Here is a 26,157-nt window from a genome sequence, read left to right on the forward strand (position 1 = left end):
GTGTCTTGACCGAATCGCCGGAGTTGGTGACGATTGATTTCGCAATTGTGCCGCGGATCGCCCTAAAGCGTGTTGCGTTCAATCGTATTCGGGCAACACGCTTTAAGCTTTTGTTTTTAAGCATGTCTTTATCCCATTGAAGCGGGCCTAGAAATCAGTCCGGTGGACTGATTTCTCCGCGTAGGCGGTTCCCACTTTTGGGAGACATGCTTTAGAGTAGATGCGAAGCCGAAACAGGCTCGTCCACCAGTTCGACACCAGCCTGTTTCATCTTTTCAAGCATGACGCTCATTGAGCCGTTGAGATCGATGCCGCGACAGGCATCGAGGCGAACGCGCACCTGAAAGCCCTCGGTCACTGCGTCGAGCGCTGAATAGGCGACGCAGAAATCAGTCGCCAGGCCGACTAGCGTCAATGAGCCGATATTGCGTTCGCGCAGATAGCCACCGAGGCCGGTGGGCGTGCTGTGATCGTTTTCGAAGAAGGCGGAATAGCTGTCTATGCCGATGCGAAAGCCCTTGCGGATCACCAGTTGCGCGCGCGTCCATTGCAGGTCGGGGTGAAACTCCGCCCCGTGGCCGCCCTGCACGCAATGGTCGGGCCATAGTGTCTGCGGCCCGTAGGCCATCTGAACGGTGCCGAACGGCTTGGCTCCGGGATGAGCGGAAGCGAAGCTCGAATGATTGGCGGGATGCCAGTCCTGCGTCAGGATGACGTGGTCGCTTTCGGCGATGAGCCGATTGACGGCTGGAATGATCTCGTCGCCGCGCTCTACTGCCAGCGCGCCACCCGGACAGAAATCGTTCTGGACGTCGATAACCACAAGTGCATGACTGATCATGGGGCGCTCCCGCTACAGCTTCAGCCCAAAAACCGGAATCGATTTTGGAGAGCACGATGCGTAGTTTCAATAGTTTAGAGCGCCAACTATAGCCGGACAGCTTTCGCGAGGCCAGCAATAAGCGGCGTTCTGGTATAACGTCGGCAAGAGTGCTATGGACGGCTCAAACCAGAACCAGACAGGAAATCACCATGACAGATGTAATCGTTCGCGACAGCAATGGCACTCAGTTGAATGACGGAGATTCCGTCACGCTGATCAAGGATCTGAAGGTCAAGGGAACATCGACGACGTTGAAGCGGGGAACGCTCGTCAAAGGCATTCGCCTCACCGGAAATCCTGCCGAAGTCGATTGCAGCACCAAGCAGGTCAAGGGGCTGGTGCTGAGGACCGAGTTTCTGAAGAAGGCTTGAGCCAGGCTTCCGACGTGGCTCCGTCCCGGACGGAGCCGCTTCACATTTTTGTTAATGATGCTTTATGCATCGATCTCCACGCGGCCGCGCGGACGGCTGCAGCAGGCGAGAATATAGCCTTCCGCGATCTCGTCGTCGCGAATGCCGCCATTGTGGTTCATCTCGGTTTCGCCGCCAAGGCATTTTACCTTGCAGGTGCCGCAGATGCCGAACTCGCAGGCGCTCGGTATTTTCAGTCCACCATTGCGCGCGGCCAGCAGGATCGTGTCGTTTTCCGTGCATTCGACTTCGATGCCCGAAAGGCTGAAGACGACGCTGGCGGAAGCGACTGCCGGGGCGGCGGGCGGTGCCGCGGCGGCACCAGTCGTGTCGGAAAGCTCGGTAGGTACCGGAACCGACGAGATTTCGCTTGCGGGCTGGAAGCTCTCCTGATGGTAGTTGGCCATGTTGAAACCGGCTTCCTCCAGGAGGCCGCGCACGCCGTTCATGAAGGGTTCCGGCCCACAGCAGAAAACCTTGCGATGCAGGAAATCGGGTGCCAGCAGTTCCAGCCGGGCCCGGTCGATGCGTCCGTGCAGGCCGGGCCAGACGTGGCGCGCGGAAGACTGTTCGACGATGAACGCCAGGCGCATCGCTTCCATCCGGCCGGAAAGCAGCTCAAGCTCGCGCCGGAAAATGATGTCATCCGGCGTCCGCGCGCAATTGATGAAAGCAACATCGGTTGCCGGTGCGCAATCGAACAGCCAGCGTGTCATCGACACCATGGGCGTGATGCCTGAACCGGCGGAAATGAACAGATATTTCTCACCGGAATGATTGGCGAGCGAGAAGTCGCCGTTCGGCCCGTAGGCCTTGATCTTCATCGGCGGACGCAGATTATCGAGCATCCAGCGCGTGCCGATGCTGTCCTTCTGCGCCTTGACCGTGACGGAGATGTGGTAGGGGCGGGAAGGGGTTGAGGATAGCGTGTATGTCCGCAGCACCGGCCCAAGGCCGTCCGTCCGTTCTATCGGCAGCTCCAGTGTGACGAACTGGCCCGGCATGTAGCGGAACCAGTTGTCCTCGGCGGTCTTGAAGGAGAAGGTCATCACGTCTGGCGCTTCCTCGATGGCCGAGATGCATTCCAGCATCTGCAACCTGTCGTTCCACGGCAGCATCTCGTCCAGATATTTCAGAGGCTGCATGGCCTTCTCACTTTTCAGTTCGCATTACGGTATCAGGCGACGCGGCTGAGCGTCGCCGTTTCGCCACGCAGACGCGGTGTAATGGTATTGGCGTACCACTCCAGGAACTGCATCACGCCGCCTTCGTGCTCGACCGAATAGGGGCCGGGCTGATAGGCGGGCGAACGAATGCCGACCGCGTTTTCCTCCACGATGCGCCGATCCTGATCGTTGGTCTGTATCCACACATGGGTCAGTTCGTCGAGATCGTAATCGACACCTTCCACCGCATCCTTGTGAACCAGCCATTTGGTGGTGACAAGCGTTTCTTCGGCGCTGATCGGCAGCACGCGGAAGGAAATCGCGTGATCCGCCATCAGGTGGTTCCATGTGGTCGGATAATTGAAGAGCAGCATGGCGCCGATATTCGTGTCGCCCGCCACCTTCTCGCCCAACGGCTTCCTCACAGCAGCCTTGCCGGACATCGTGTAGCTCACCGCATCGCGCAGAAGCGGAATGCGGGTGATGCGGTAACGACCGTCTTCGGACATATTGAACTGTGCTGGAAGGCCGACGCCGGCGCAATTTTTCCAGAGCTGATTGATTTCCGGGTCTTCCATCACGCCCTGCACGCCAGTCGCGGTCGGGGCTTCGGGATAGGTGCGGCAAAGTTCCGGGTGGTTGGCGGCACAGTGATAGCACTCGCGATTGTTTTCCCAGACGAGCTTCCAGTTGCCCTTTTCGATGATCGAGCTTTCGAAGGCGACCTTGGCGTCCTTGATGTTATGCGGCGCGAGATAGGGTTCGACCAGATTGCGGAAAGCCGTGAAGTCAGGCGCTTCCTCGGCGACGCAGATGTAGATATAGCCCGCGACGGTTTCGCAATGGACCGTCTTCAGGCCATATTCGGACGGTTTGAAATCCGGCCCGACCTGTCGTGCGAAGAGCAGGCGGCCGTCGAGTTCGTAGGTCCACTGGTGATAGGGGCAGACGAGCTTTGCGGCGGTGCCCTTTTCGGCAGCGCAGATACGCGAGCCGCGATGGCGGCAGGAATTATGGAAAGCACGGATGCCGCCCTGCGCGTCGCGCACGACGATGACCGGATATGCGCCGATCTGCACGGTCAGATAGGAGCCGGTCATCGGCAATTCGCAATCATGGCCGACGAACAGCCAGTCCTTGTAGAAAATGTTTTCCAGATCCAGCTTGTGATATTCCGGGTCGGTGTAGAATTTCTGCTCCAGGCTGAAATTGGGGTCGCGCCCGGTCAAAAGCCCCAGCATTTCGTTGCGAACGTCCATAGCCTCGACTCTTGCTTTCCATCTTCGGATCGGCTTCGCGCTGTTCTCCCAGCGACCACGACGCGATCCCGTGTTTCCCTTGTCTTCCGGAAGCACGGCTTGTCCCGTTATCTCAATGGCTTGCCCACAACTCTAAAGGTCTGCGAACGAGCTTCCGTTGTGCTGATTCAATCACTGAACCAGTCCGAACGCTCATTGGGATGCGACATGGTTTTCGCGTAAAGACGACACGTCCGGAGCATTTCCTTTTTTCCTGAATCGCTGGAAATGCTCCGTCTTTTTAGCTTGACGCGCATCTTGTCCGAAAACCGTTTCACACTTTTTCGGGATGCGCTCGAAATGTCGCTTTTGCGGCGTGGTCAGATCGTTGCAAATGTGTGTTACATCCGCTTTCGAGGCGTTTCCGGGATTGCAAATTGGTTTAAAAGCCAGTTACCACGTCAACGACATCCCAATCTGTTTCATCCCATGGGAGGCTCAGTGGCCATGAAACGTTCTGAAATCAACGAAATCATTCGCGAAAGCGACGCTTTCATCCGTTCTTTCGGCTATGTCATGCCGCCTTTTGCCTATTGGTCGCCCGAGGAGTTGAAGGCGCGAACCTCTTCTGATGCGCGCGCGATCCGCGATGCGCGTCTTGGATGGGACATAACCGATTACGGCCAGGGCAAGTTTGCCGATATGGGCCTGTTCCTCTTCACCACGCGCAACGGCAATGCCGAGGATCTCAAGCGTGGTGGCGGAATGCTCTATGCCGAGAAAATCATGATCTCGCGCAAGAACCAGCTTTCGCCGATGCACCGCCATGTGGTGAAGGCGGAAGACATCATCAATCGTGGCGGCGGCACGCTGGTGCTGGAACTGTTCAATTCGCTTCCCGATGGCAGTGTCGATGAGGAAAGCGACGTGACCGTCGCAACGGATGGACGCCTTGTCACGCAGAATGCGGGCGCCCATCTGAAGCTTCAGCCGGGTGAAAGCGTGACGCTTCTGCCCGGTAACTGGCACGCATTCTGGGGTGAGGGCGCCGATGTTCTGATCGGCGAGGTCTCGACGGTCAATGACGATCTGACCGACAATATTTTCCGCGAGCCGATCGGCCGTTTCTCGAATGTCGAAGAGAACGAGAAGCCGCTGCATCTGCTCGTTTCCGACTACGACAATTATCTCTGAGAGAGCTTGAAGGACTGAGCATATGAAGCTGGCGATGATCGGAACGGGCTATGTGGGTCTGGTTTCGGGGGTGTGTTTTGCCGAATTCGGTTTTCACGTCACCTGTGTCGACAAGAATCCGTCGATCATCGAGCGGCTGACGGCCGGAAAGGTCACGATTTTCGAGCCGGGGCTGGACGAACTGATGACGCGCAATATCCGCGACGGACGTCTGGATTTCAGCACCGATCTTGCTTCGAGTGTCGCCGATGCCGACGTTATCTTTATCGCTGTCGGCACGCCGTCGCGACGCGGCGACGGCGAGGCGGACCTGCAATATATCGAAGCGGCCGCCGATGAAATCGCCGCCGCCATGAAGCCGGGCGCGGTGGTCGTCATCAAGTCCACGGTCGTCGTCGGCACGAACGCGCGCATTCGCGACCGCATTGCGGCTGCGCGCCCCGGCGTGGCGTTCTCGATGGTTTCCAATCCGGAATTCCTTCGTGAAGGCTCTGCGATCGAGGATTTCATGCGGCCCGATCGGGTGGTTGTGGGTGTCGAGGACGAGCGCGGCGAAGCGGCGATGCGCCGTCTCTATCGCCCGCTTTACCTGCGGGAAACGCCGATGGTCGTAACCTCGCTGGAAAATGCGGAAATCATCAAATATGCCGCAAATGCGTTTCTCGCGATGAAGGTGACCTTCATCAACCAGGTGGCAGACCTGTGCGAAAAGACCGGCGGCAATGTGCAGGAAGTGGCCCGCGCCATCGGCATGGACAACCGTATCGGCTCGAAGTTTCTTCATGCCGGCCCCGGTTTCGGCGGCTCCTGTTTCCCGAAGGATACTAGGGCTTTCGCTGCTACCGGCAAGAAATATAACGCGCCGCAGGCCCTGATCGAGGAAGTGATTTCGGTCAACGAAGCGCGCAAGCAATCCATGGCCGAACGGATCGTTGCCGCCGCCAGGGAAAGCGGCGTGGAAATGGTCGCGGTACTGGGAATTGCGTTCAAGCCGAACACCGATGATATCCGGGAATCGCCTGCGCTGGACATCGTCGCTGCGATCCAGAAGGCTGGCATCCGCGTTCAGGCACACGATCCTGAAGCCATGGATGCTGCAAAAACGGCGCTGCCCGGCGTCGTCTGGTGCGGTTCTGCCTATGATGCGGCAAGGGGTGCTGGCGTGGTGGCCCTGCTGACCGAGTGGAACGCCTATCGTGCGCTCGACCTGAAACGCCTGGCCAGCGTGATGAACGGCAATGTGCTGGTCGATCTGCGCAATGTCTACAAGGCCGAAGACATTGCAGGCACGGGCCTTGATTATCGCTCTGTTGGCCGCACGCTGAAAGCTTGATGATTATGGTGTTCAAGCGGGCTTATTCGCCCGCTTGATGCCGCTTCTTTTCATTGGCGATGAGCCAGAGATTGCGGATATAGACCACGAGGCCGAGCGCCTGTCCGGCGATGAAGACGGGGTCCTTGCGCTGGATCGCGTAGATCAGCAGCAACGTGCCGCCGCCCAGCGAGAAGAACCAGAACGCCACCGGCATGACGCTGCGTCTGGCCTTTTCAGAGGCGAGCCATTGCACGACGAAGCGCATGGTGAAGCAGGCCTGTGCGATGAAGCCCAGCACGATCCAGCCATCCCATTGAGCGATGAAGACCTCGTGCAGCCATTGCGACAGGCTGTTGAAAATATCAGTCATGGGCGATCTCCCTCACACGAGGGACAACCTTGCGGCGCCTGCGCAGCCACCAGACGCCGTAAAGGTCGAGAATGCCGCGAGCCCCGCGGTCGAGGATGCCGTAATTCGATTTTCCGTGGCGGCGTTCGCGATCCACGACATCGACATGCACGACGTCATATCCTTCGCGCAGCGCTAGGGCGGGCAGATAACGATGCCAGCCATCGAAGAAGGGCAGTTGCCGGAAAAGCTCGGTGTGCAGGGCCTTGAGGCCGCAACCGGAATCGCGGGTCTTGTCCTTCAGGATGACCCCGCGCAGATTATTGGCAAAGCGGGATGAAAGCTGCTTGAGTTTCGTATCCGTGCGCTTGAGGCGCTGCCCCGCGGCAATGCCGTAATCAGGCCCGGCCTTTATCAGGGCGTCTGCCAGAACGGGAAGGTAAGCCGGGTCGTTCTGCCCGTCGCCATCCATCGTCACGACGATCTGGCCGCGTGCCGCAAAGACGCCGGAACGCACAGCGGCGCTCTGGCCCGACGAGCGGTCATGGCGCAGGTGGCGGAGCGGTTTGCCCGAATGGATACGGCCTGCAAGCACATCGCTGGTCGAATCCGTCGAGCCGTCGTCCACGACGATGACTTCATATGCACGGCCCTGCATGGCGGCATCGACTTCATCCAGCAGAAATGCAAGATTATCGGCTTCGTTGCGGCAGGGGATAACCACAGAAATCGTCGGTGTTTCCAAGCGGGGCGTTCCTTCATTCCTCGCGCTATCTGCTCAAGCTCGGCTTTCCTGCCCGGAAAGCCGATAGCGCGCAAGGCGCGCTCCTTAGCATTGATTGGGCGGCAAAGCCAAGATGGTTCAAGAAATCGTGAGTTTTGCCTTGACCCATAGCTCGGCCGGTCTTTTTTAGCCGGACATTGCCGGAGACGGAAGAGCGTCCGCAAGCCAATCCATAAATTTCTGTGTCACCTCATCCCGGTTGATCTCGTTGAGGCTTTCATGGCGTGTGCCGGGCAGGATCGTGCAATCGACCTGCTTGAAACCCATTCCGCGCAGCCACTCCGCCAGCCGCGTGACGGCGGCGCCGTTTGCCGTTGCCGGGTCTTCCGCGCCGCCGACGAGGTTAAAGGGCAGGGATTTGGGAACATCCGCGAAGTTCCGGTCGTCAGCACCGCGCCGGATCAGGCGGAAAATATCGATCCATAGCGCCACGCTGGCATCGAAGCCGCAAAGCGGATCGGCGATATAGGCATCGACTTCCGCCGGATCGTGCGACAGCCAGTCGAAAAGCGTGCGATGGCCGGAAATGGCTCGTCCCCACGCGCGGAATGTGAGTTTGGGAAGGAGAGTGCTTGGAACATCCGACCCCTTCAGCATCCGCTCCATATAAAGAAGCATCAACGCTGCCGCGCTTTCCACTCCGCCGTCGAGATTGGAATTCCAGATGGCGACCGCATCCACGGTGTCGCTGTGATCCAGCACGTAATTCAGCGCGATCAGTCCGCCCATCGAATGGCCGAACAGGACGACCGGCAGGCCGGGGTGAGATTCGTGAATGTAGCGGTTGAGTGACCGCACATCCCCAATAGCCACGGCATATCCTTGCCTGGTGGCGAACATTCCCCTGGGTGCATGGGAGCCGATATTGCTTCCATGCCCCCGATGATCGTGCGCATAGACGTGATAGCCCGCCCCGGAGAGTGCCGAGGCAAAGCGCTCATATCGCGCGGAATGTTCGGCAAGGCCGTGGCATATCTGGACAACAGCTTTCGGCCCACTGGCGTGAGCGCGGCGGAAGGGGAGTTCCGTGTTGTCGGAAGCCCGGAGGCGATGGATGGTCTTAAACGTCATTTCACCATCAGATTTTATGCCGCTCAAATAGTCAATCTCGGGCGTGGAAGCGTCGCGAAAACAGGCATTGGCGCCGGTTATGAGGGAATTTTAGGCAATCGCGTAATTTGTGCAGATTCTGCTTGAAAACGTTAAAAACCTGCGCAAATCTAGCTTTATAGAGGCGTGAAAATGGGTTTTTGCAGGGAAATCGGAGGCTTTCGCCAAAGTATCCACGCCATCATTTGCAGGCTGTTCGATGAAAGGGAGGAAACTTTCACGGACAGCGGCCAGAGGGGAAACCGGGTGACGGAAATATCCGCGCCCGGTTTCGTAATTCAGGGTCGTCATCCCGGTTTTGCCTCGCCGGATCAAGCGCGCCGGATTTACGGGTTGCCGTTTGCGTCCCGTGCATATTTAGCCTACATACGCGTCAGCTTTTTCCGCGCGGTTCGGCGAGCATTGGACCGACCGCGCCTTTCAACCTGCGGAGACGACGCGCTTTATGGCTCGCCAGTTTATTTATCATATGTCCGGCCTTAACAAGGCCTATGGCAACAAGAAGATTCTGGAGAATGTTCACCTCTCCTTCTATCCCGACGCCAAGATCGGTATTCTGGGTCCTAACGGCGCTGGTAAATCGACCATTCTCAAGATCATGGCCGGTCTCGACAAGGAATATACCGGCGAGGCATGGCTGGCTGACGGCGCGACCTGCGGTTATCTCGCGCAGGAGCCGGAACTCGACGCGTCCAAGGACGTGCTCGGCAATGTGATGGAAGGCGTCGCTGCCAAGAAAGCCATCATCGACCGTTATAACGAGCTGATGATGAACTATTCCGACGAAACGGCGGATGAGGGCGCGAAGCTTCAGGACATCATCGACAGCCAGAACCTCTGGGATCTGGAAAGTCAGGTCGAAATGGCCATGGAAGCGCTGCGCTGCCCGCCCGGCAACGCCGACGTAACCATGCTTTCGGGCGGTGAAAAGCGCCGTGTGGCGCTGTGCAAGCTGCTTCTGTCGAAGCCCGATCTGCTGCTGCTCGACGAGCCGACCAACCATCTCGATGCCGAAACGACGGCCTGGCTTGAAAAGTACCTGCGCGAATATCCGGGCTCGGTGCTGATCATCACCCACGACCGCTACTTCCTCGACAATGTGACGGGCTGGATTCTCGAGCTCGACCGTGGCCGCGGCATTCCTTATGAGGGCAATTATTCTGCCTATCTGGAAGCCAAGGCCAAGCGCATGGCGCAGGAGGGCCGTGAAGAAGCTGCCCGTGAAAAGGCGCTGTCGCGTGAACGCGAGTGGATTTCGGCCAGCCCCAAGGCGCGTCAGGCCAAGTCCAAGGCACGTATCAAGGCCTATGACGAGCTGGTCAGAAGTGCCGAAGAACGCCGTCCGGGTGATGCGCAGATCATCATTCCGGTGGGCGAGCGTCTGGGTCAGGTGGTTATCGAGGTCGAGAACCTGTCCAAGGGTTTTGGCGACCGTCTGTTGATCGATGACCTTTCCTTCAAACTGCCTGCGGGTGGCATTGTCGGCGTGATCGGTCCGAACGGCGCCGGTAAATCGACCCTGTTCAAGATGCTGACAGGGCAGGAGCAGCCGGACAATGGTTCGGTGCGTGTCGGCGACACGGTGCATATGTCCTATGTGGACCAGAGCCGCGATGCGCTGGATGCGAACAAAACCGTGTGGGAAGAAATTTCCGGCGGCAACGATGTCATCAAGCTCGGCAAGTTTGAGATGAATTCCCGCGCCTATTGCGGTGCGTTCAATTTCAAGGGCGGCGATCAGCAGCAGAAGGTCGGCAATCTTTCCGGTGGTCAGCGCAACCGCGTGCATCTGGCCAAGATGCTGAAATCGGGCGGCAATGTCCTGCTTCTCGACGAACCGACCAACGATCTCGACACGGAAACGCTCGGCGCGCTGGAAGACGCACTGGAAAACTTCGCTGGGTGCGCCGTTATCATCAGCCACGATCGCATGTTCCTCGACCGTCTCGCGACGCATATCCTCGCTTTCGAAGGCGACAGCCATGTCGAATGGTTCGAAGGCAATTTCGAGGATTACGAAGCCGACAAGGTTCGCCGTCTGGGACCGGACAGCGTTAACCCCAAGCGGGTGACTTACAAGCCGCTCACCCGCTGAGGTTCGAGATGTTCAGGTTCTGGCGGTCTGCAAATGGCGTGGTTCTCCGCTTCCGGTGCTCACGCGGTCTTTATTCACATATTCTTATCCGAAAAGTCTGCAACTTTTCGGGAATATGCGTAAGTATGCTCCGCTCCGGTTCTCGAACCCACCATTTTCGCCTCGCCATAACCAGAACCTCAACGAACCTTGGGCGCTTAATCTTTGACGTTTTATCAGGCCGGTGCATCGCACCGGCCTTTTTGTTGGGAGAATGTTCATGAAGGACTGGTCCGCAACGCAATATCTGAAATTCGAGGATGAACGTAGCCGCCCGGCGCACGATCTTCTGGCGCAGATTCCGATAGGCAAACCGCGCAAGGTGGTCGATATCGGTTGTGGGCCGGGTAACTCCACCGAGCTTCTGGTCGAGCGCTGGCCGGATGCGCAGGTTTCCGGCTTCGATACGTCGCCGGACATGATCGAGAAGGCGAGGGCGCGTCTGCCGCAGGTGGATTTTTCCATCGATGATGCGACGACTTTCATGCCGGATGCCGGGACGGATGTCCTGTTCTCCAATGCGGTCTTCCAGTGGTTTCCCGATCACATCGCGGAGATGAAGAGGCTGCTGTCGCTACTTTGTTCCGGCGCATTTCTGGCGGTGCAGATGCCGGATAATATGGGTGAGCCTACCCATATTGCCATGCGGGAAGTTGCGAAAATGCAGGCGTTCGCAGCCAAAATCGGCGACGAGGGCAGGGACCCGCTGCCGCCTGTGAGGGAATATTATAACGCCTTTGCCGATCAGGCGGCGCGGATCGATATATGGCACACGATCTATAATCATCCGCTGGATGGTGTTGACGCCATTATCGAATGGGTCAAGGGAACGGGTCTTCGCCCGTTTCTCGATCCGCTGGATGACGAGGAGCGGGCGGCTTACCTTGCTGCTTACAGGACGCGGATAGCGCCGCATTATCCGCTGACGCGCGATGGAAAGGCGCTGCTGCGTTTTCCGCGTATTTTCATGGTTTTGCGGAAGCGTTGATTACGCGGCCATAGCTGTTCTGGTTCGGGATTGTTGTTATTCCGGGCTCAAGTCCGATGGTTTTGGGCTGCTGAATGCGCTATCTTGCAGAAATCGGGGGTGCATCATGATAACCAAACGTCTGCTGACTGTATTTGCGCTGTTGTTTTTAACGCTGCCTGCACATGCCGTGCTGGCGCCCAATGTCGAGGAAAGCCGCGAAGTGGCAGCAGTGACGGAGGCGGTGCAAAAGCGCTTTCCCGATAAATCCATCAAAACCATTACCCGCCGGGATTATAGCTTATATGATGTCGTCGTCGGGACTTGCAGGCTCAAGGCCAGACTGGTGACGCAGCCAATGCCGAAAGGGATGGTTGGCCCACGGCGCTTCACTGTAAAGCTTTCACGGACAAAGTGCGGCGCGAGCAAACAATAGGCATGTTTTGCGGTATGCGGTTTATATCTGCACCGCTTCATCGTCTTCCGGCGTCAGAAGCCGCGTCGCGCGCCATTCCGTCAGTTTTGCGTTGATCGCATCCAGCACGAAAAAACGCGCCGAATCCCTGTCGTAACCATCGTCGCGCAGGGCATCGTAGTCGGTATGGGCGTGACGCACATGCGCGACGGTTGCCAGCCATACCGCGGTCGAAGGTGGCAGTGTCTTCATATGCGGGCTGAGTGCCGCCGCGCGGATCGGCTCGGAATCCGAATAGGGAACTGCCGGGAGCAGTAGTGTCAGCGATTTGGCAATCGCCTTCTGGCGCAATGTGCCTGCACGCATGGTGGTTCTCCCGCCGACTGTTGTGAACGAATCTCTTGTCCTGTTCATTCTGCCATGAAAAGCCCTTGCGCAGGAGTAATTTTCCATATAAACATATCTTTATATCTTTTATGGAGCTTGAGAGCGAAACGATGGCCGGTTTGCAATTGCAACTCGATCAGATGGTGGATGTGCTGAAAGCGGTGGCCGAGCCGAGCCGCTTGCGCATTCTTGCGCTTTTGGCGCGGGGCGACCTGACGGTTTCCGATCTGACGACCATTCTGGGGCAGTCGCAGCCACGCGTGTCGCGGCATCTGAAGCTTCTGGGCGAGGCCGATCTCATCAGCCGTTATCAGGAGGGGGCGTGGGCCTATTTCCGTCTTGCCGATAATGCCATTGGCGGCGATCTGGCGCATGGTCTTCTGGCGCGCCTTGATCGTTCGGACGCATTGGTCGAGCGCGATCTGGAGCGCCTGTCGCAGGTCAAGTCCAGCCGTCAGGAAAAGGCTGCGGCCTATTTCAGCGCCAATGCCGGAAGCTGGGATGAAATCCGCAAGTTGCATGTATCCGAAACCGCTGTGGAAACGGCGCTGCGGCAGATCGTCGGTGACAGGCCGTTTCAGGCCATGCTCGACATCGGTACCGGAACGGGGCGCCTGCTTGAGCTTTTCGCGCCGCTTTATGCGCGCGGGCTTGGCATCGATATCAATCGTGACATGCTGGCGGTGGCGCGCGCCAATCTCGATCTTGCCTCGGTCGGCAACGCACAGGTGCGGCAGGGCGACGTTTATGCGCTCCCCGTTGAGCGCGAGAGCTTCGATCTGGTGACGATCCATCAGGTTCTGCATTTTCTGGACGATCCGTTGGCCGCCATTCGCGAAGGCGCGCGTGCGCTGCGCCCCAATGGGCGTCTGCTGATCGTGGATTTTGCGCCGCACAGGCTGGAATTCCTGCGCGAGGATCACGCTCATTTGCGGCTTGGTTTCAGCGACGAGCAGATGCTGGGCTGGATGAAGGACGCCGGGCTTGAGCCCGAAAAGACACTGGAGCTGGAACCGAAGGCAACCAACGGAGATGCGGGACTGACCGTCAAGCTGTGGCTTGCGCGCGATCCGCGCCTTCTCATTGCCGATCCGGCATTGAATGAAACAAGCATGACGGAGACAGTTTGATGGGTTTCTACGGTCTTTCCCGCCGACCGGATGTCGGCCAGACCACCCGGGTATCGTTCGAATTCTTCCCACCCAAGACGGAAGAAATGGAACAGCGTCTCTGGGATACGGTCACGCGGCTCGCGCCGCTTCAGCCCGAATTCGTTTCCGTGACCTATGGCGCGGGCGGTTCCACGCGCGAACGCACGGCGCGTACCGTGGCGCGCATCCTGAAGGAAACCGATATCGAGCCGGCTGCGCATTTGACCTGCGTGGATGCGACGCGCGATGACGTCGACCGGGTGGTTCGCGAGTTCGCGGCGCTTGGCGTCAGTCGCTTCGTGGCGTTGCGCGGCGATCCGGCTGCGGGTATCGGTGAAAAATATGTGCCGACGCCTGACGGTTATCAGAACGGCGCCGATCTGGTCGCCGGCTTGCGCGGCATTGCGGATTTCGACATTTCCGTCTCGGCTTACCCGGAAAAGCACCCGGAAAGCCCGGATTTCGCGACAGATATCGATATGCTGAAGCGCAAGGTGGACAATGGCGCTACCCGCGCCATTACCCAGTTCTTCTTCGATAACGATCTTTACGAACGTTATGTCGAGCGTGTGCGTCGCGCCGGCATCTATATTCCGATCATTCCGGGCATGTTGCCGGTGCATAATTTCAAGCAGGTGCGAAATTTCTGCTCGCGCTCCGCAACGCATATTCCGGCATGGCTGGCCGAGCGTTTCGAGGGACTGGAAAACGATCCGCAGACGCATCAGCTTGTGGCCGCAGCCGTTGCCGCCGAACAGGTGATGGATTTGATCGAGCGCGGCGTGCAGGATTTCCATTTCTACACCATGAACCGTGCCGATCTGCCTTTTGCCATCTGTCACATGATCGGAATAAGGCCGAAGGCGGAAGCGGCGCTGGAAGTTGCGTAAAAGAGAAAAGCCCGGCGAAATCGCCGGGCTTTTCTTTTCAGAACGGGTCGGCCTATCCTCAAAAGCCGAAGCCGCTGTAATGTGGTTCAGGCGATCACCATCAAGGGATGAGGCCTGCTATCAACGCTGCAACAAATGCAAATGCCGCACAGATCATGAGGACATTCAAAGATCGCGTCAGTCCCATTGGTCTGTCTCCTTCATATGCGTCCGAACTGATCGGACGCGCGCTGGTAGGAGCCAGGAATCTAAGCGCAAAAAGCCCCGAACAAAAGATGATTTCGTCCTGCAATCTGTCGTGATGGGGAAATAAACCTACTGTTTACCACCTAAACCATTGAAATAATTGGCCAGAAAAATCTGTTCACATTTCATGAAAAAGACACCGAACTGCCATGTTTCGTACTGTTTTCGCCGTAGTTGCCACAGCGTTTTTGACAGGTTTCGTGCCGGTTTTCAGCGAATTAGTGCGAGATAGGCCGACAAGGTGAGTACGGAGATGACGGTCGAATAGAGGATGACATTGGAGGTAATGGCCGCTTCGCGCCGATAATGCTCGGCGAGCATGAAGGGGCCGGTGCCGGTCGGAAGCGCGGCGAGGAGTGCTGCGCTTTGCGCCAGGAGCGGAGGTAGTGCGAACACATAGACCGCCAGCAGCCATGTCGCCAGCGGCTGGACGATGAGCTTGACCGCAACGAGGAAAGCGATGGCGTTGATGCTTTCGCGTTCGATCTTTCGCGGCTGGGCAAGGAAGAGTCCGAGTGCCACGAGTGCGCAGGGCGAGGCGGCACCGCCGAGCATCTTGAGGAAGGTTTCCGCGGAAGCGGGAATGGAAAGGCCAAGCGCGGAGACAAGCGCGCCCAGCGCCGGTGCGACAAGCAGCGGATTGCGGGCCAGCGAGCGCACGACCTTCCAGATCAGGCGAAGCGGCCTCTTTTCGGTCTGCAATCCAATCTCGATCAGCACGATGGCGAAGGCGAAAGTAATGCAGACCGTTATGATGATGGAAATGGTGGTCGCCGCCAGCACACCGGACCCGAAGGCGATCATCGAAAGCGGGATGCCCATATAGCCGGTATTCGGATAAGCGGCGTTGAGGCCGTCAAGCGCGGTATCAGACAGAGGCCGTTTTCCGCGCAGCCGCACCAGAAACGGCAGGACGAAAGCGATGGCGCTGGAAAGCAGAAAGACGGCGATGAAGCCCGGCTGCCAGAGTTCGCCGCCATGGGTATTGGCCATGATATCGAACAGAAGGGCGGGCAGCGCCAGATAGACCACGAAACGGTTCAGCTCCGTTATCGCGTGCGGCCCCAGTATTTTCAGCCTGAACGCGCCCCAACCGGAGAAGATCAGCGCGAAAACGGGAAGAACGACGATCAGCGTTGTGAGCATGGGCGCATTTCATTTCAGGAAAGGAAAAGGCGCGGGTTTGAAGACACCGCGCCTTGTCGAAACTCAGAGCTTATCGAGCAGTTCCTGTGTTGGCCAGGAATCGGCGGGCATACCGAGGCGCAATTGTTCGGCGCGCACGGCATCGCGGGTCGCGACACCGAAAACGCCGTCGATCTTGCCCATCTCGTGGCCGCGCGCCTGAAGCTTGGTCTGAAGCTCCTTCAGTTGATCCTGCGTCAGACCCGGAACCGGATTGCCCGGATCGAAGGCGGGCGCACCGGCGAGACGGGTCGCGAAATAGGCGGCCGTGGTGGCGTAAACGATGGATTTGTTCCATTCCACGAAGACGTCGAAGTTCGGATAGGACAGAAAGGCCGGTCCCTTGCGACCGAGCGGCAGGAGAAGCGATGCGTCGCCATCGTCCGGGCCGAGCGGGCCTTTCAGCCCGGTTACACCCTGCTGCGCCCACCATGAATGCGGTTTGCGGTTGGTGCGGATCGCTTCTTCCCAAGGCAGGTCCTTGGTGAGGCGCACTTCTTCCAGCCAAGGCTGGCCGCGTTTCCAGCCCAGCTCGGAAATCATGCGACCGGCGGTCATCATGGCATCGGGAACACTGTTCTTCAGATCGACCTTGCCGTCGCCGTCGCCATCCACACCACGTTCCAGATAATCCTTCGGCAGAAGCTGCATCATGCCGATTTCGCCAGCCCATGCGCCGGTGGTCGCCGCATCGACGACGCCTTGATCGAACAGCTTGAGAAGGGCGATGAGCTGCGGGCGGAAGAGATTCGGGCGGCGGCAGTCATAGGAAAGGGTGACGAGCGCATTCAGCGTGTCGAAATCGCCCTGAATGGCGCCGTAGTCCGTCTCCAGCCCCCAGAAGGCCGCCAGAATTGGGCCGGGTACGCCATAGGTATCCTCGACCTTCCTGAAGACATCGGCATATTTGACGAGGTTGTCCTGGCCTTTCTTCAGACGGGCTTCGGAAATGAGGCGCTTGGAAAATTCGGTGAAGGTCAGGTTGAACACGGTCTGCTTGCGATCGCGGCCCAGAACTTTCTGGTCTATGAAAGCCTTGTGCAGCTCTGCAATGCCCTTATCGCTGACGCCGGCTTCGCGAGCCTCTCTGGTCAGGTTTTCCATCCACTGGCCGAAATCGGTTTCGCATTCGGGTTTCGGCAGGTCGACGGTGTTCCCGGCCGGCGTTACGGCGGGGGCCGCAGACGTCGCGGCCTCAACGCCGGATAGGCCGGATAGGGTTGTCGAGGCCAGCAGGCCCGCTGCAATGACTGAAGCAAAGAACTTCATTGGTAACTCACACTGATAAGCTGGGAGCGAACTGCTCCCGTCCGAAATCTGGTCTTGCCTCAACAAGACTCGGAAATGAAGCAAAACTTGGTGTGAATAGCCAAACCGTGCCGGGTTAACGGACCTTGTTGCTTTCCAGCCACTTTTTCCACGAACCGGCGTCCCCTGCAAAAACGTTGATGTCTGCATCGCCCCGGATACCGGGGATGGAACCGGTGCCGGTATATTGCCAGAACGTCCAGGGATGCGGACCGTATTTCTCGTCCGGATGTCCCGCGACCGAGCGCAGCCAGAACGGATAATCGCGCATCTGCTTCAGATCGTTGTCGTCGAAAAAATCGACCGTTGTGTAGATGATCGGGCGTTTGCCATAGTGCTTTTCGAGCGCTTTCAGGAAAATGCGCATTTCCTTGCGCACCACTGCCGCATTGGGGCGCAGCTTGCAGGTTGGCGAATGCGGGTTCCACTCCATGTCGAGTACGGGCGGAAGCGCGCCGGGATCGCGCGGTACGTTCCGGATGTACCAGCGCGCCTGTTCGATGGCGGGACGGCAGAAATAATAGAAGTGGTAGGCGCTGCGCGAAATGCCTGCCTGACGCGTGCCGTTCCAGTGTTCCAGAAAACGGTCATCGACACGGTCGCCGCCTTCCGTCGCCTTGATGAATGCGAAGGAGATGCCGCTGGCCCGCACCGCGCTCCAGTCCACATTGGTTTGATATTTGGAAACATCGGTGCCGTGGATCGGATAATGCCACGGCGTCTTTCCGGTCCAGTCATGCGGATCGCGGTCGCCGAAGCGCGGCGCCTTGACCGCGCCGGAAGGCGGGGCGATGCGGGCAACGGTACTGCGCTTCTTTACATCGGAAAAATCGTAATCCACCGTGGTGCAGGCGGAGAGAAGAAAGACGCCAAGGGCGAGAATGCTGTGGCTGGCCAAACGGTTCATGCAGTGTTTCCGTGTCGCGAATCAGTCCCTTAACGGTTACGCGATCCGGAGGCGAACGTCACCAGTCTAGCTGGTTATGGAACGAATGACCGCTATCCAGGCAAAGCCGCGATAGAGAATGCGCCGTTCAACGTTTGCGCCACGCTCATCGGCGAGTTGTTCGCAGACCGGGAACAGATCTTCGCGCGGACTGACGTGAAACCATTCGAGCCATTGGAAAAGTGCGGAACGGAACCAGCGCGGCAGGCGCGCCTGATCGCCGAAATCGACGATATGCAATTCGCCGCCCGGATTGAGATGCCGGATGCTTTCACGGATGACCGATTGCCATTGCGGTATCATCGAGACGGCATATGAAATGAAAATCCGGTCGAAACCCGATTGCCCGAAGAGGTGTTGGGGGTCGAACTGCGCCGCATCGGCGCGGTCGAGGCGAAGGCGGTCCTTGATGCCTGCCCGTTCTGCCGCGCGGCGTGCCGTATCCAGCATTTCGGCGGAGATATCGATCCCGAACAGTCTGGTATCGGGATAGAGCCGCGCTGTCTTGACGAGATTGCGCCCCGTCCCGCAGCCGATTTCCAATACGTCGCCGCCTTCTGGAACGCCGAGACCTGCTATCATGGGGTCGCGACCCAGAAGGTAATATTTGCGGGTCGCATCGTATAAATGACGCTGGCGCCGATAGACGCGGTCCATGAGGCTGGCATGATCCACGCCCTGAATGCTCCATGGGCTGCGCAGCATATCAGTCGTCCTTCAATATGTAGAGATGGAAGCCGCCATAGATCGATGAGCGGTCGCGGTCGTGCAGGGTGCGCGATTCCTCCGCGCGATAATCCCAGCGGTCGAGGGTGCCGGGCGCGACACGTCCGGGCAGAAGGCTCGGTTCGGCGGCGGTGCGGAAGATCACGCGGGCGCCGGGGGCGGCGGTACGGGTAATTTCGCTCCACAGGGCATTGAGTTGCTCGTCGTTCATCCAGTCCTGCGCATCGAGCAGGATATAGCGATCAACCGACGCGGCAGGCTTGGCGGCGAGAAAATCGGTGTAGCTTGCATTCTGCACCGTCATGCGGTCGGCGCGGGCGCGCACCGTTTCGAAATTGCTGCGCGAGAGATAGGGCGGGAGTGGCCCGGTTTCCTCGTCGCCGCTATAGCCGCGCCCGAAAGCCTGCCAGGCGAAATAATTATCGGTGAGGGGGAAGCCGCAGGCCAGCTTCTCAAGGCGGCTGCGCAACACGTCGGCCATATTGCCGTTACCGGCCGTTGCCAGAGCATCATATTGCTGCGGCGGTATGCCCAGCCCGAACAGCGAGGATTTGCGGGCTGTTGCCCAGCGCACCATGCGCTTTTCGAACAGCGGCGCGAGCGCCGTATCGAAAAAGGAGCGCTGTTCTTCAATCGTGCGTGCCTTGAGGATATCACGCGGGTCGATGCCGTAGAGGCGGGCGACGCGATGCCCCATGCCAATGAAGACGCCGAGCAGGCCATGTCGGTAAAGATCGCGCCAGAAGATGGAAATGCGCTGGCGGCCATTCCACTTGCGCTTTTCCCAATAGGCGCGGCTTTCATCGTCCAGATGCGGGCGGATGAAGCGCCTGTAGGCTGCAAGGTTGGTCTTGTCGTCGGCCTTGCCATAAAAGCGGTAGAATGCATCGTAGTCGGGCAGGTTCCTGATGGCGGCGAGCTTCAGCCGGTTGAACGCCACATGGGCCTGATTGAGGTCGACCGCCTCGACGCGCGCGGGGTTCGCGGTCAGGTAAGACATGGCGTTGCAGCCGCCGGAGGCGATGGTGACGATGCGGTGTCCGGGTTCGATGGCAAGCGCTGCCATATCCACTTCCGGGTCTTCCCAAATCTGCGGATAGACCAGCCCCTTGAACAGCCAGGCAAACAACCTTTCCGAAAATCCGGCCTTCGAAAGGGCGCTGTTTCGGGTTACCGCACGCTTGAGAATTGTGCCGCCTGCTGCACCGTCTGTCATCAAAAAGTTCCCCTTTAGGACGAATCCCGACTTCAGTTTTGCGAAGTTAAACACCGTCCAATGACAGGGGCGTGACGAAATAATTGCGGTTTTTTAAACCTGCCGAATATGCCTTTAATCCTTTGATACTGCCGTTTTATTACGTTCGGTAAGACTAATTGAGAGAACTTTTCCGCCGTGTTGCCGTTTTCCTGTGTGACGGTCGAGGTCAACGGGATTCCTGTGCCGACAGACGACCGTAAAGGTGATTGGCCGGGCAAACCGGTCAGGCACGGAGAAACAGAGAGGCGCTTTGGCAATGTCGCCATTTGATGCCTGAAACCGGGTCACGGCCAAATGAGGCCGGATAGCCTGAACTAGGAAGGAGAGCCAACGTGAAGAAGTTTCTGATTGCTTCTGTCGCCGCCGTATCGCTTCTCGGTCTTGCAGCCTGCAACGACAAGAACGATGACACGACCAACGCACCGGCACCGTCCACGCCGGCGGCGCCGTCGAACAATGATACGATGACGACACCTGCACCGACCGATCCGGCACCGTCCACGCCAGACACTGGCACGACGCCTTCCAACTGACGTTACGAAGTCGTCGGGGGATATGTGCCGCGTCTATCGTTGATGGCGATCCGGTTTCCGGGTCGCCATTTCCGCCCTCGGACCAGTTAAGAACATGCCTGGAAGTTGTAGATCGAAATGAACGTGAACACAGCGAAGTTGGGAAAAGACGGGCATTCTGCGTTTTCCGTGTTTAAACGCAGGGTCGGTTCGGTTATGGCTTTTGTCATGAACCGCAACTTTCTGTTTTTCGTGTCCGCCATCGTGCTCGTTGCGCTTGCCGCATGTGGCAAGGGTGACGAGGAGACCGCTGCCACGACGACCGGTACCGAGACGACCAGCACCGACAAGGGGGCCGCCGTCTCGCCGCCCGCGCCGGTGGCCGACAACGGGAACGCCGAAAAGGGACCGGATCTGGTCAAGTCCCTTCGCGAAAATGCGGGCGTGACGGGCCCGGAAGAAAAAGCCGCCGCCATTGAGCGTGCGCGCGGCAATGCCGTTGCGGCGGCGAAGTCAGTCGGTCAGACGGACGAACAGGCGCAGGCTGCCGGGGAAGCGGCGGCGGCGACCGCGCAGCGTTCGTTCGAGGAACGCGAGCCACAATAAGCGCGCGATTTTTCAAGGGAGGCCAGCCGGGCGATGTTCGTCCGGCAAGATTATGAGGCTTCCTGCGCATTTCTTTCTAAATAATTGTTTTTTCGACTTTAGCGCGTCTGTATGGTTTTCAGCCCATTTGGAATTCTATAGAAAAGACCCATGTCGATTTGGGTTCGCATTGGTGAATTTGTCACTTACGTGGCGTCGAATGCCGTTACCGGCGTTATCGAAGCCGTGCGCACCGTTTTCGAGGGCGATGCCGATACCCGCCGGCGCGTCGCCTTTTCCATCGCAATGATTGCGCTTTCCGCGAAAATGGCCAAGGCGGATGGCGTTGTAACGCAGGACGAGATTCGCGCTTTCCAGGATATATTTGCCGTGCCGAAGGAAGAAGCGGCGCATGTCGCGCGGCTTTACGATCTCGCCAAACAGGACGTCGCGGGTTATGAATCCTATGCGCGTCAACTGGCTGGTCTGTGCAGCGAAGGGCAGACCGACTGCCATTTGCTGGAAGATATTCTGGATGGGCTTTTCCATATCGCCAAGGCCGATGGCTATGTTCACGAAAAAGAACTTTCCTTCCTCGCCAGTGTCGGAGACATTTTCGGCTTCGATGAGGTTCGTTTCGACCGGATAGCCCTTCGGCATATCCAGCGGGGCGAAGACGATCCCTATGCAATTCTTGGGCTTGAACGCGGTGTTCCCTTCGAGATTGCCCGCAAGCGCTATCGCTCGCTGGTCAAGGAGCACCACCCCGACCGGCTTGTGGCGGAAGGCCTTCCGCTGGAGTTCATAACGATTGCCAACAAGCGCCTTGCGGCCATAAATGCAGCCTGGGCAAGCATAGAGAAGAATCTGGAGGCTGCATGAGCGGCGTGAGCGAAATCGAAACCGGACCCTTTCCGGAGTTGATGCTGGAGCAGGCGGACCATGCAGGCGCATCGCTCGACCCGTCGCCGAATTTCGGTCCGCGCCGCGACGGCAAGGTACCGGCCTTCCTCATTCTTCATTATACGGGACTTCCGACAGCCGAAGAAGCGGTCGAGATTTTGAAGTCGCCTGATAGGGAGGTCTCGGCACATTATCTCGTTCATGAGGACGGGCGGATCGTGCAGATGGTTTCGGAAAAGGCGCGCGCATGGCACGCGGGCAAGAGTTTCTGGAAGGGCGAGACCGACATCAATTCCGCCTCCATCGGCATCGAGATCGTCAATCCCGGCGATCTTGAAGATTATCCGCCTTTCAAGGACAGGCAGATTGAGGCGGTCATCGGCTTGTGTCGCGATATATGCGAGCGCCATGCGATAAGGCCGGAAAATGTTCTGGCCCATTCGGATATTGCGCCAGCGCGCAAGACCGACCCCGGCCATAACTTTCCGTGGAAGCGGCTGCACGAGGCAGGTATCGGCCATTATATCGAGCCGACACCGATCCGCGGCGGTCGTTTTCTGGCGCTGGGCGAGCGTGGCCAACCGGTTGAGGCGCTGCAGTCAATGCTGGCACTTTACGGCTACGGAATAGAGGTCACCGGCGTCTTCGATGACAGTACCGAGACCGTGATCAAGGCCTTCCAGCGCCATTTTCGGCCACAAAAATTGGATGGCGTGGCCGACGTATCGACCATAGACAGCCTCTACCGGTTAATTTTTTCCTCGCAAAATGTTACCGCCTGACGGGACGTCTGCGGGTAAGTCCGCCATTCTGCACTGATTCGAATTTTAGTAATGGTTTCAGAAAAATAGATCGATCCAGCTGCAATGATCGCGGGTCTGGAAGGGAAACATCGCGCTTCCGCGCATATCGGAAATGTTGCAACCTGTAAGACTATTTTACTTTTTTTACCAATCTTCAGCTGCATTTTCCCGCCACTCCAACGCTCAATCCCAGTGGAGACGGGGCCGACGCAAACGGGCCTGATCATCCGAGCGGGGGCAAGAAAAACAGGATCGTCTCCCCAGGACGGGCGATCCGAAAAAGAAAAGTTTCAAGACGGTAGGTTATGAAAATAAAATTTGTTGTTGTTTGCGCCCTTGTCGGCGCGATGAGTTCGTTTGGTCTGAATCCTGCGCTGAGTGCTCCTTCGACTGAACCGACCAACCTCGCAGCCCTCTTCAAGGCACGCCAGCAGAACAAGACTGCCGAGGCAAAAAAATCCACCGCCGCGCCAAAGAAGGCATCGGTTATCACCCGCCGCGCAGCGCCTGCCCGGAAAGGTTCGACCGGCAAGCATTCGCACTCTAAGCGCAAGACCACCCGCAGTGTCAGCCACGGCGGCGCCTATTCCCGCATCATCAATCGTTATGCTGCGACCTACGGTGTGCCTTCCGCACTTGCTCATGCCGTGGTCCGTCATGAAAGCAATTTCCAGCCGAACGTGCGCGGCAGCGCCGGTGAAATCGGCCTGATGCAGATCAAGCTCTCGACGGCCCGGGGCCTCGGCTATACCGGTTCGGCCAAGGGACTTTACGAACCTTCCACGAACATCCAGTTCGGCATGAAATATCTTGCCATGGCACAGAAGCTCGGCGGCGGCAGCACCTGCGGCACGATCCTGAAATACAATGCCGGTCATGGTGCAAAGCGCATGAACCCGATCTCGGCAAAATATTGCAGCTCGGTCAAGGCCTATATGCGCGCCTTTTGAGTTTTCATGTTCGACCATTTGCATCGGCGGTCGCGTAGCGTAGAGGCCGTCTGATGTGAACGAAAAGCCGGTAGCGGTCTCGCCACCGGCTTTTCTGCTGTCTGGGCACAGTTTTTTTCGAATTTCGGTTCCACTGCCCTGTTATCGTTGCTATATGCGCGCTGTCAGTCGGTCGGGCAGCCGCGCCTGTCATAGGCCGAAAGGCGGCAGGTGAGGAAAGTCCGGGCTCCATGGAAACACGATGCCGGGTAACGCCCGGCGGGGGTAACCCCAGGGAAAGTGCCACAGAAAGCAGACCGCCCCGTCTTTCGTACCGTTTCGACCAAACGGCAGGGATGACGGGGTAAGGGTGAAAGGGTGGGGTAAGAGCCCACCGCGCCGGCAGCAATGCAGGCGGCACGGTAAACCCCATCGGGAGCAAAACCGAATAGGGACGGCGCGTCGGCTCGAAAGGGCTGGCAATCGGTTTCCGGATCAGCCGTCCGGGTGGGTTGCAAGAGGCGGGTGGCGACATCCGTCCCAGATGAATGGCTGCCACGCCGGGCGTAAGCCCGGCCATACAGAACCCGGCTTACAGACCGGCTGACAATTCTTCCATCTTGCCGGTGGCGATGCTTCAGATCGGCGCGCCGGTGGAGAAATCGTAGATCAGTTTCAGGTTCAGCACCACGATGATCGCCGCCGTAACGGCCGCGAGGATCGTGACCCAGCGTGCGGCGACCAGCGATCCCATCTTCTTTTTCTGCGCTGTGAAAATCACCAGCGGTATGATTGCGAAGGGAAGCTGGAGGCTCAGAACCACCTGGGAGAGAATGAGAAGCTCGGTCGTTCCCTGCGAGCCGTAAAGGATGGTGACGACGGCTGCGGGCACGATGGCGACAAAGCGCGTGATGGCGCGGCGCAGCCAGGGCTTCAGGCGGATATCGATGAAGCCTTCCATGACGATCTGTCCGGCCATGGTCGCGGTGATGGTCGAGTTCAGGCCGCAGCAGAGCAGGGCGATCGCGAAGAGTGTCGGGGCAAGGGCGGAGCCGAGCAACGGGTTCAGGAGGGCATGGGCCTTGTCCAGATCTTCGACGCCCACATGACCGGTCGCGTTAAAGCTTGCTCCCGCGAGAATGAGGATCGACGCATTGACCACCAGGGCAAACGTCAGAGCGATGGTGGAATCGAGCGTGGCATAGCGGATTGCCTCGCGCTTTTCGGCGGTTGTGTGGCCGAAGTCGCGGGTCTGTACGATACCCGAATGCAGGTAGAGATTATGCGGCATGACCGTCGCGCCGATGATGCCGAGCGCGATATACAGCATGTCCGGGTTGCGTACGATCTCGGTGGTGGGCGCAAAGCCCCTTATGACCTCGCCCCAGTTGGGCTGGGCCATCAATATCTGGATGAGAAAGCAAAGGGCGATGACGCCGAGAAGCGTGATGATGAGCGCTTCGACCCGACGAAAGCCCTTGTTCTGCAAATAGAGCACCAGAAGCACGTCGGCCGCGGTGATGATGACGCCGATCTCCAGCGGAATGCCGAACAGCAGGTTGAGGCCGATTGCGGTGCCGATGACTTCCGCAAGATCGGTAGCGCAAATGGCAAGTTCCGCCAATAGCCAGAGCGGCCAGGCGAGAATACGCGGATACGCGTCGCGGCAGGCCTGTGCCAGATCGCGGCCCGTCGCGACCGCAAGCCGGGCGCAAAGCGCCTGCAACAGAACCGCCATGATGTTGGAGAGCAGGACTACCGTGAGGAGGGCATAACCGAAACGGGAGCCGCCAGCGAGCGATGTCGCCCAGTTGCCGGGGTCCATATAGCCAACGGCGACAAGATAGCCGGGGCCGAAGAAGGACAGTGCACGGCGGAATTTCGAACTGGACCGGCTGACCCTGATGGAGCGGTGGACGTCCGACATGGAAGCTTCGCCGCGATCCCGCCGCCACCCTTCGAATGTAACTTCAGCGGTTTCGGAAGGGCCTGCTCCATGGGGCGTCATGATAAATGCCTTGGTTTCTTTATGCAGTTGCAAACTATTTGCATTAAATAATGGCTTCCGGACTGTGAGTCAACGGGGGGGAAGAAGGAGGGGAGTAAGGGAATAGGGGAATAGGGGAATAGGGGAATAGGGGAATAGGAAGGGAACTCCTGGCCGAAAAAATCTCTTGCGCGGAGCGAGTGGCCGGGATCACCCTCCCTTACTCATTTTCCCTAGTGTTCATGCAAAGGATAACGCTTCATTAAGCTTAATATCCGATAACTGGCGAACGAATCCGTCATGATGGCAAGTTGACGGCAAATGGCCGGAATCCACGTGCTTGAAACGAAATGATTAAAGCGCCAAGCGCTTTAGG

At 58.2% G+C, this 26,157-nt stretch carries 26 protein-coding genes, 1 other RNA gene and 1 pseudogene; 14 read left to right on the forward strand and 14 right to left on the reverse strand.

What is annotated here, in order from left to right; all coding sequences use genetic code 11:
• Positions 1-211 precede the first annotated feature (211 nt).
• Complete coding sequence (gene pncA, locus FHS76_RS12305; RefSeq protein ID WP_183652791.1) at positions 212-841, reverse strand: bifunctional nicotinamidase/pyrazinamidase; 630 nt, start codon at positions 839-841, stop codon at positions 212-214.
• Between the two features lie 191 nt (positions 842-1,032).
• On the opposite strand from pncA, the gene FHS76_RS12310 reads away from it, so the two are divergent.
• Positions 1,033-1,254 (forward strand): alkylphosphonate utilization protein, encoded by a 222-nt coding sequence (locus FHS76_RS12310; RefSeq protein WP_006467255.1) that lies wholly within the window; start codon positions 1,033-1,035, stop codon positions 1,252-1,254.
• 62 nt (positions 1,255-1,316) lie between these two features.
• Here FHS76_RS12310 and FHS76_RS12315 read toward each other — a convergent pair whose 3' ends face one another.
• On the reverse strand, positions 1,317-2,438 hold the full coding sequence (locus FHS76_RS12315) for a hybrid-cluster NAD(P)-dependent oxidoreductase (protein WP_183652794.1): 1,122 nt from the start codon (positions 2,436-2,438) through the stop codon (positions 1,317-1,319).
• Positions 2,439-2,470: 32 nt separating this feature from the next.
• Positions 2,471-3,718, reverse strand: coding sequence for an aromatic ring-hydroxylating oxygenase subunit alpha (locus FHS76_RS12320; protein WP_183652797.1), 1,248 nt, complete (start codon positions 3,716-3,718; stop codon positions 2,471-2,473).
• Positions 3,719-4,204: 486 nt separating this feature from the next.
• On the opposite strand from FHS76_RS12320, the gene FHS76_RS12325 reads away from it, so the two are divergent.
• Both FHS76_RS12325 and FHS76_RS12330 read left to right on the forward strand, forming a co-directional pair.
• Positions 4,205-4,891, forward strand: coding sequence for a D-lyxose/D-mannose family sugar isomerase (locus tag FHS76_RS12325; protein ID WP_183652799.1), 687 nt, complete (start codon positions 4,205-4,207; stop codon positions 4,889-4,891).
• Between the two features lie 22 nt (positions 4,892-4,913).
• Positions 4,914-6,224 carry a UDP-glucose dehydrogenase family protein gene (locus tag FHS76_RS12330; protein ID WP_183652801.1) on the forward strand — a complete coding sequence of 437 codons (1,311 nt, stop codon included), beginning with the start codon at positions 4,914-4,916 and terminating at the stop codon, positions 6,222-6,224.
• Positions 6,225-6,246: 22 nt separating this feature from the next.
• Here the strand turns inward: FHS76_RS12330 and FHS76_RS12335 are convergent, their stop codons facing one another.
• The 4 genes from FHS76_RS12335 to FHS76_RS12350 form a co-directional block, all read right to left on the reverse strand.
• Positions 6,247-6,576: a lipid-A-disaccharide synthase N-terminal domain-containing protein gene (locus tag FHS76_RS12335; RefSeq protein WP_183652803.1), complete on the reverse strand. Its 330-nt coding sequence runs from the start codon at positions 6,574-6,576 to the stop codon at positions 6,247-6,249.
• The gene (locus FHS76_RS12340) at positions 6,569-7,300 is read right to left on the reverse strand and encodes a glycosyltransferase family 2 protein (RefSeq protein ID WP_183652805.1); all 732 of its coding nucleotides are present in this window, start codon (positions 7,298-7,300) and stop codon (positions 6,569-6,571) included. Before FHS76_RS12340 ends, FHS76_RS12335 begins: the two co-directional genes overlap by 8 nt.
• Before the next feature lie 165 nt (positions 7,301-7,465).
• Complete coding sequence (locus FHS76_RS12345; RefSeq protein ID WP_183652807.1) at positions 7,466-8,410, reverse strand: alpha/beta fold hydrolase; 945 nt, start codon at positions 8,408-8,410, stop codon at positions 7,466-7,468.
• Positions 8,411-8,500: 90 nt separating this feature from the next.
• Complete coding sequence (locus FHS76_RS12350) at positions 8,501-8,740, reverse strand: hypothetical protein (RefSeq protein ID WP_183652810.1); 240 nt, start codon at positions 8,738-8,740, stop codon at positions 8,501-8,503.
• A 154-nt stretch (positions 8,741-8,894) separates the two neighbouring features.
• On the opposite strand from FHS76_RS12350, the gene ettA reads away from it, so the two are divergent.
• The 3 genes from ettA (at position 8,895) to FHS76_RS12365 (ending at position 11,986) form a co-directional block, all read left to right on the forward strand.
• Positions 8,895-10,544 carry an energy-dependent translational throttle protein EttA gene (gene ettA / locus FHS76_RS12355; RefSeq protein WP_183652812.1) on the forward strand — a complete coding sequence of 550 codons (1,650 nt, stop codon included), beginning with the start codon at positions 8,895-8,897 and terminating at the stop codon, positions 10,542-10,544.
• Positions 10,545-10,803: 259 nt separating this feature from the next.
• The gene (gene tam, locus FHS76_RS12360; RefSeq protein WP_183652815.1) at positions 10,804-11,571 is read left to right on the forward strand and encodes a trans-aconitate 2-methyltransferase; all 768 of its coding nucleotides are present in this window, start codon (positions 10,804-10,806) and stop codon (positions 11,569-11,571) included.
• Between the two features lie 106 nt (positions 11,572-11,677).
• Complete coding sequence (locus FHS76_RS12365) at positions 11,678-11,986, forward strand: hypothetical protein (protein WP_183652819.1); 309 nt, start codon at positions 11,678-11,680, stop codon at positions 11,984-11,986.
• Positions 11,987-12,007: 21 nt separating this feature from the next.
• Here FHS76_RS12365 and FHS76_RS12370 read toward each other — a convergent pair whose 3' ends face one another.
• Positions 12,008-12,331 (reverse strand): DUF2293 domain-containing protein, encoded by a 324-nt coding sequence (locus FHS76_RS12370; RefSeq protein WP_183652822.1) that lies wholly within the window; start codon positions 12,329-12,331, stop codon positions 12,008-12,010.
• Between the two features lie 131 nt (positions 12,332-12,462).
• Between FHS76_RS12370 and FHS76_RS12375 the strand changes: the two genes are divergently transcribed.
• Entirely contained in the window at positions 12,463-13,482 is a 1,020-nt protein-coding gene (locus tag FHS76_RS12375) for an ArsR/SmtB family transcription factor (RefSeq protein WP_183652825.1), read from the forward strand.
• Positions 13,482-14,393, forward strand: a complete 912-nt coding sequence (metF, locus tag FHS76_RS12380; RefSeq protein WP_183652827.1) for a methylenetetrahydrofolate reductase [NAD(P)H] — start codon at positions 13,482-13,484, stop codon at positions 14,391-14,393. Before FHS76_RS12375 ends, metF begins: the two co-directional genes overlap by 1 nt.
• 456 nt (positions 14,394-14,849) lie before the next feature.
• Here metF and FHS76_RS12385 read toward each other — a convergent pair whose 3' ends face one another.
• The 5 genes from FHS76_RS12385 to FHS76_RS12405 all read right to left on the reverse strand — a co-directional run bounded on the left by FHS76_RS12385 (position 14,850) and on the right by FHS76_RS12405 (position 20,020).
• A complete protein-coding gene (locus FHS76_RS12385) occupies positions 14,850-15,785 on the reverse strand; it encodes an AEC family transporter (protein ID WP_183652829.1) in 936 nt (311 codons plus the stop codon).
• 63 nt (positions 15,786-15,848) lie between these two features.
• Positions 15,849-17,093: a lytic murein transglycosylase gene (locus tag FHS76_RS12390; protein ID WP_183652831.1), complete on the reverse strand. Its 1,245-nt coding sequence runs from the start codon at positions 17,091-17,093 to the stop codon at positions 15,849-15,851.
• Between the two features lie 115 nt (positions 17,094-17,208).
• Positions 17,209-18,039 (reverse strand): glycoside hydrolase family 25 protein, encoded by an 831-nt coding sequence (locus tag FHS76_RS12395; protein WP_183652833.1) that lies wholly within the window; start codon positions 18,037-18,039, stop codon positions 17,209-17,211.
• A 66-nt stretch (positions 18,040-18,105) separates the two neighbouring features.
• Positions 18,106-18,783 (reverse strand): class I SAM-dependent methyltransferase, encoded by a 678-nt coding sequence (locus FHS76_RS12400; RefSeq protein WP_183652835.1) that lies wholly within the window; start codon positions 18,781-18,783, stop codon positions 18,106-18,108.
• A 1-nt stretch (position 18,784) separates the two neighbouring features.
• Complete coding sequence (locus tag FHS76_RS12405; RefSeq protein ID WP_183652837.1) at positions 18,785-20,020, reverse strand: DUF3419 family protein; 1,236 nt, start codon at positions 20,018-20,020, stop codon at positions 18,785-18,787.
• A 374-nt stretch (positions 20,021-20,394) separates the two neighbouring features.
• Here FHS76_RS12405 and FHS76_RS12410 point away from each other — a divergent pair, with 374 nt between their 5' ends.
• The 6 genes and pseudogenes from FHS76_RS12410 (at position 20,395) to rnpB (ending at position 24,405) form a co-directional block, all read left to right on the forward strand.
• The gene (locus FHS76_RS12410; RefSeq protein WP_183652839.1) at positions 20,395-20,595 is read left to right on the forward strand and encodes a hypothetical protein; all 201 of its coding nucleotides are present in this window, start codon (positions 20,395-20,397) and stop codon (positions 20,593-20,595) included.
• Positions 20,596-20,752: 157 nt separating this feature from the next.
• Positions 20,753-21,180: pseudogene (locus FHS76_RS12415) on the forward strand (hypothetical protein).
• A 150-nt stretch (positions 21,181-21,330) separates the two neighbouring features.
• Positions 21,331-22,041 carry a J domain-containing protein gene (locus FHS76_RS12420; protein WP_183652846.1) on the forward strand — a complete coding sequence of 237 codons (711 nt, stop codon included), beginning with the start codon at positions 21,331-21,333 and terminating at the stop codon, positions 22,039-22,041.
• Entirely contained in the window at positions 22,038-22,844 is an 807-nt protein-coding gene (locus tag FHS76_RS12425) for an N-acetylmuramoyl-L-alanine amidase (RefSeq protein ID WP_183652850.1), read from the forward strand. Before FHS76_RS12420 ends, FHS76_RS12425 begins: the two co-directional genes overlap by 4 nt.
• A 326-nt stretch (positions 22,845-23,170) precedes the next feature.
• The gene (locus FHS76_RS12430; RefSeq protein WP_183652853.1) at positions 23,171-23,815 is read left to right on the forward strand and encodes a lytic transglycosylase domain-containing protein; all 645 of its coding nucleotides are present in this window, start codon (positions 23,171-23,173) and stop codon (positions 23,813-23,815) included.
• Between the two features lie 164 nt (positions 23,816-23,979).
• Positions 23,980-24,405, forward strand: an RNA gene (rnpB, locus tag FHS76_RS12435) — RNase P RNA component class A.
• 26 nt (positions 24,406-24,431) lie between these two features.
• On the opposite strand, the gene FHS76_RS12440 is transcribed toward rnpB, so the two are convergent.
• A complete protein-coding gene (locus tag FHS76_RS12440) occupies positions 24,432-25,802 on the reverse strand; it encodes an Nramp family divalent metal transporter (protein ID WP_183652856.1) in 1,371 nt (456 codons plus the stop codon).
• Between the last annotated feature and the right edge of the window lie 355 nt (positions 25,803-26,157).

The sequence above is a fragment of the Brucella daejeonensis genome (assembly GCF_014199265.1).
Lineage (GTDB): Bacteria > Pseudomonadota > Alphaproteobacteria > Rhizobiales > Rhizobiaceae > Brucella > Brucella daejeonensis.

Bases quoted from the DNA above. Each gene is read 5' to 3' on its own strand.
- pncA (WP_183652791.1), bottom strand. From the start codon at position 841: ATGATCAGTCATGCACTTGTGGTTATCGACGTCCAGAACGATTTCTGT.
- FHS76_RS12310 (WP_006467255.1), top strand. From the start codon at position 1,033: ATGACAGATGTAATCGTTCGCGACAGCAATGGCACTCAGTTGAATGAC.
- FHS76_RS12315 (WP_183652794.1), bottom strand. From the start codon at position 2,438: ATGCAGCCTCTGAAATATCTGGACGAGATGCTGCCGTGGAACGACAGG.
- FHS76_RS12320 (WP_183652797.1), bottom strand. From the start codon at position 3,718: ATGGACGTTCGCAACGAAATGCTGGGGCTTTTGACCGGGCGCGACCCC.
- FHS76_RS12325 (WP_183652799.1), top strand. From the start codon at position 4,205: ATGAAACGTTCTGAAATCAACGAAATCATTCGCGAAAGCGACGCTTTC.
- FHS76_RS12330 (WP_183652801.1), top strand. From the start codon at position 4,914: ATGAAGCTGGCGATGATCGGAACGGGCTATGTGGGTCTGGTTTCGGGG.
- FHS76_RS12335 (WP_183652803.1), bottom strand. From the start codon at position 6,576: ATGACTGATATTTTCAACAGCCTGTCGCAATGGCTGCACGAGGTCTTC.
- FHS76_RS12345 (WP_183652807.1), bottom strand. From the start codon at position 8,410: ATGACGTTTAAGACCATCCATCGCCTCCGGGCTTCCGACAACACGGAA.
- FHS76_RS12350 (WP_183652810.1), bottom strand. From the start codon at position 8,740: ATGACGACCCTGAATTACGAAACCGGGCGCGGATATTTCCGTCACCCG.
- ettA (WP_183652812.1), top strand. From the start codon at position 8,895: ATGGCTCGCCAGTTTATTTATCATATGTCCGGCCTTAACAAGGCCTAT.
- tam (WP_183652815.1), top strand. From the start codon at position 10,804: ATGAAGGACTGGTCCGCAACGCAATATCTGAAATTCGAGGATGAACGT.
- FHS76_RS12365 (WP_183652819.1), top strand. From the start codon at position 11,678: ATGATAACCAAACGTCTGCTGACTGTATTTGCGCTGTTGTTTTTAACG.
- FHS76_RS12370 (WP_183652822.1), bottom strand. From the start codon at position 12,331: ATGCGTGCAGGCACATTGCGCCAGAAGGCGATTGCCAAATCGCTGACA.
- FHS76_RS12375 (WP_183652825.1), top strand. From the start codon at position 12,463: ATGGCCGGTTTGCAATTGCAACTCGATCAGATGGTGGATGTGCTGAAA.
- metF (WP_183652827.1), top strand. From the start codon at position 13,482: ATGGGTTTCTACGGTCTTTCCCGCCGACCGGATGTCGGCCAGACCACC.
- FHS76_RS12385 (WP_183652829.1), bottom strand. From the start codon at position 15,785: ATGCTCACAACGCTGATCGTCGTTCTTCCCGTTTTCGCGCTGATCTTC.
- FHS76_RS12390 (WP_183652831.1), bottom strand. From the start codon at position 17,093: ATGAAGTTCTTTGCTTCAGTCATTGCAGCGGGCCTGCTGGCCTCGACA.
- FHS76_RS12395 (WP_183652833.1), bottom strand. From the start codon at position 18,039: ATGAACCGTTTGGCCAGCCACAGCATTCTCGCCCTTGGCGTCTTTCTT.
- FHS76_RS12400 (WP_183652835.1), bottom strand. From the start codon at position 18,783: ATGCTGCGCAGCCCATGGAGCATTCAGGGCGTGGATCATGCCAGCCTC.
- FHS76_RS12405 (WP_183652837.1), bottom strand. From the start codon at position 20,020: ATGACAGACGGTGCAGCAGGCGGCACAATTCTCAAGCGTGCGGTAACC.
- FHS76_RS12420 (WP_183652846.1), top strand. From the start codon at position 21,331: ATGTCGATTTGGGTTCGCATTGGTGAATTTGTCACTTACGTGGCGTCG.
- FHS76_RS12425 (WP_183652850.1), top strand. From the start codon at position 22,038: ATGAGCGGCGTGAGCGAAATCGAAACCGGACCCTTTCCGGAGTTGATG.
- FHS76_RS12430 (WP_183652853.1), top strand. From the start codon at position 23,171: ATGAAAATAAAATTTGTTGTTGTTTGCGCCCTTGTCGGCGCGATGAGT.
- FHS76_RS12440 (WP_183652856.1), bottom strand. From the start codon at position 25,802: ATGACGCCCCATGGAGCAGGCCCTTCCGAAACCGCTGAAGTTACATTC.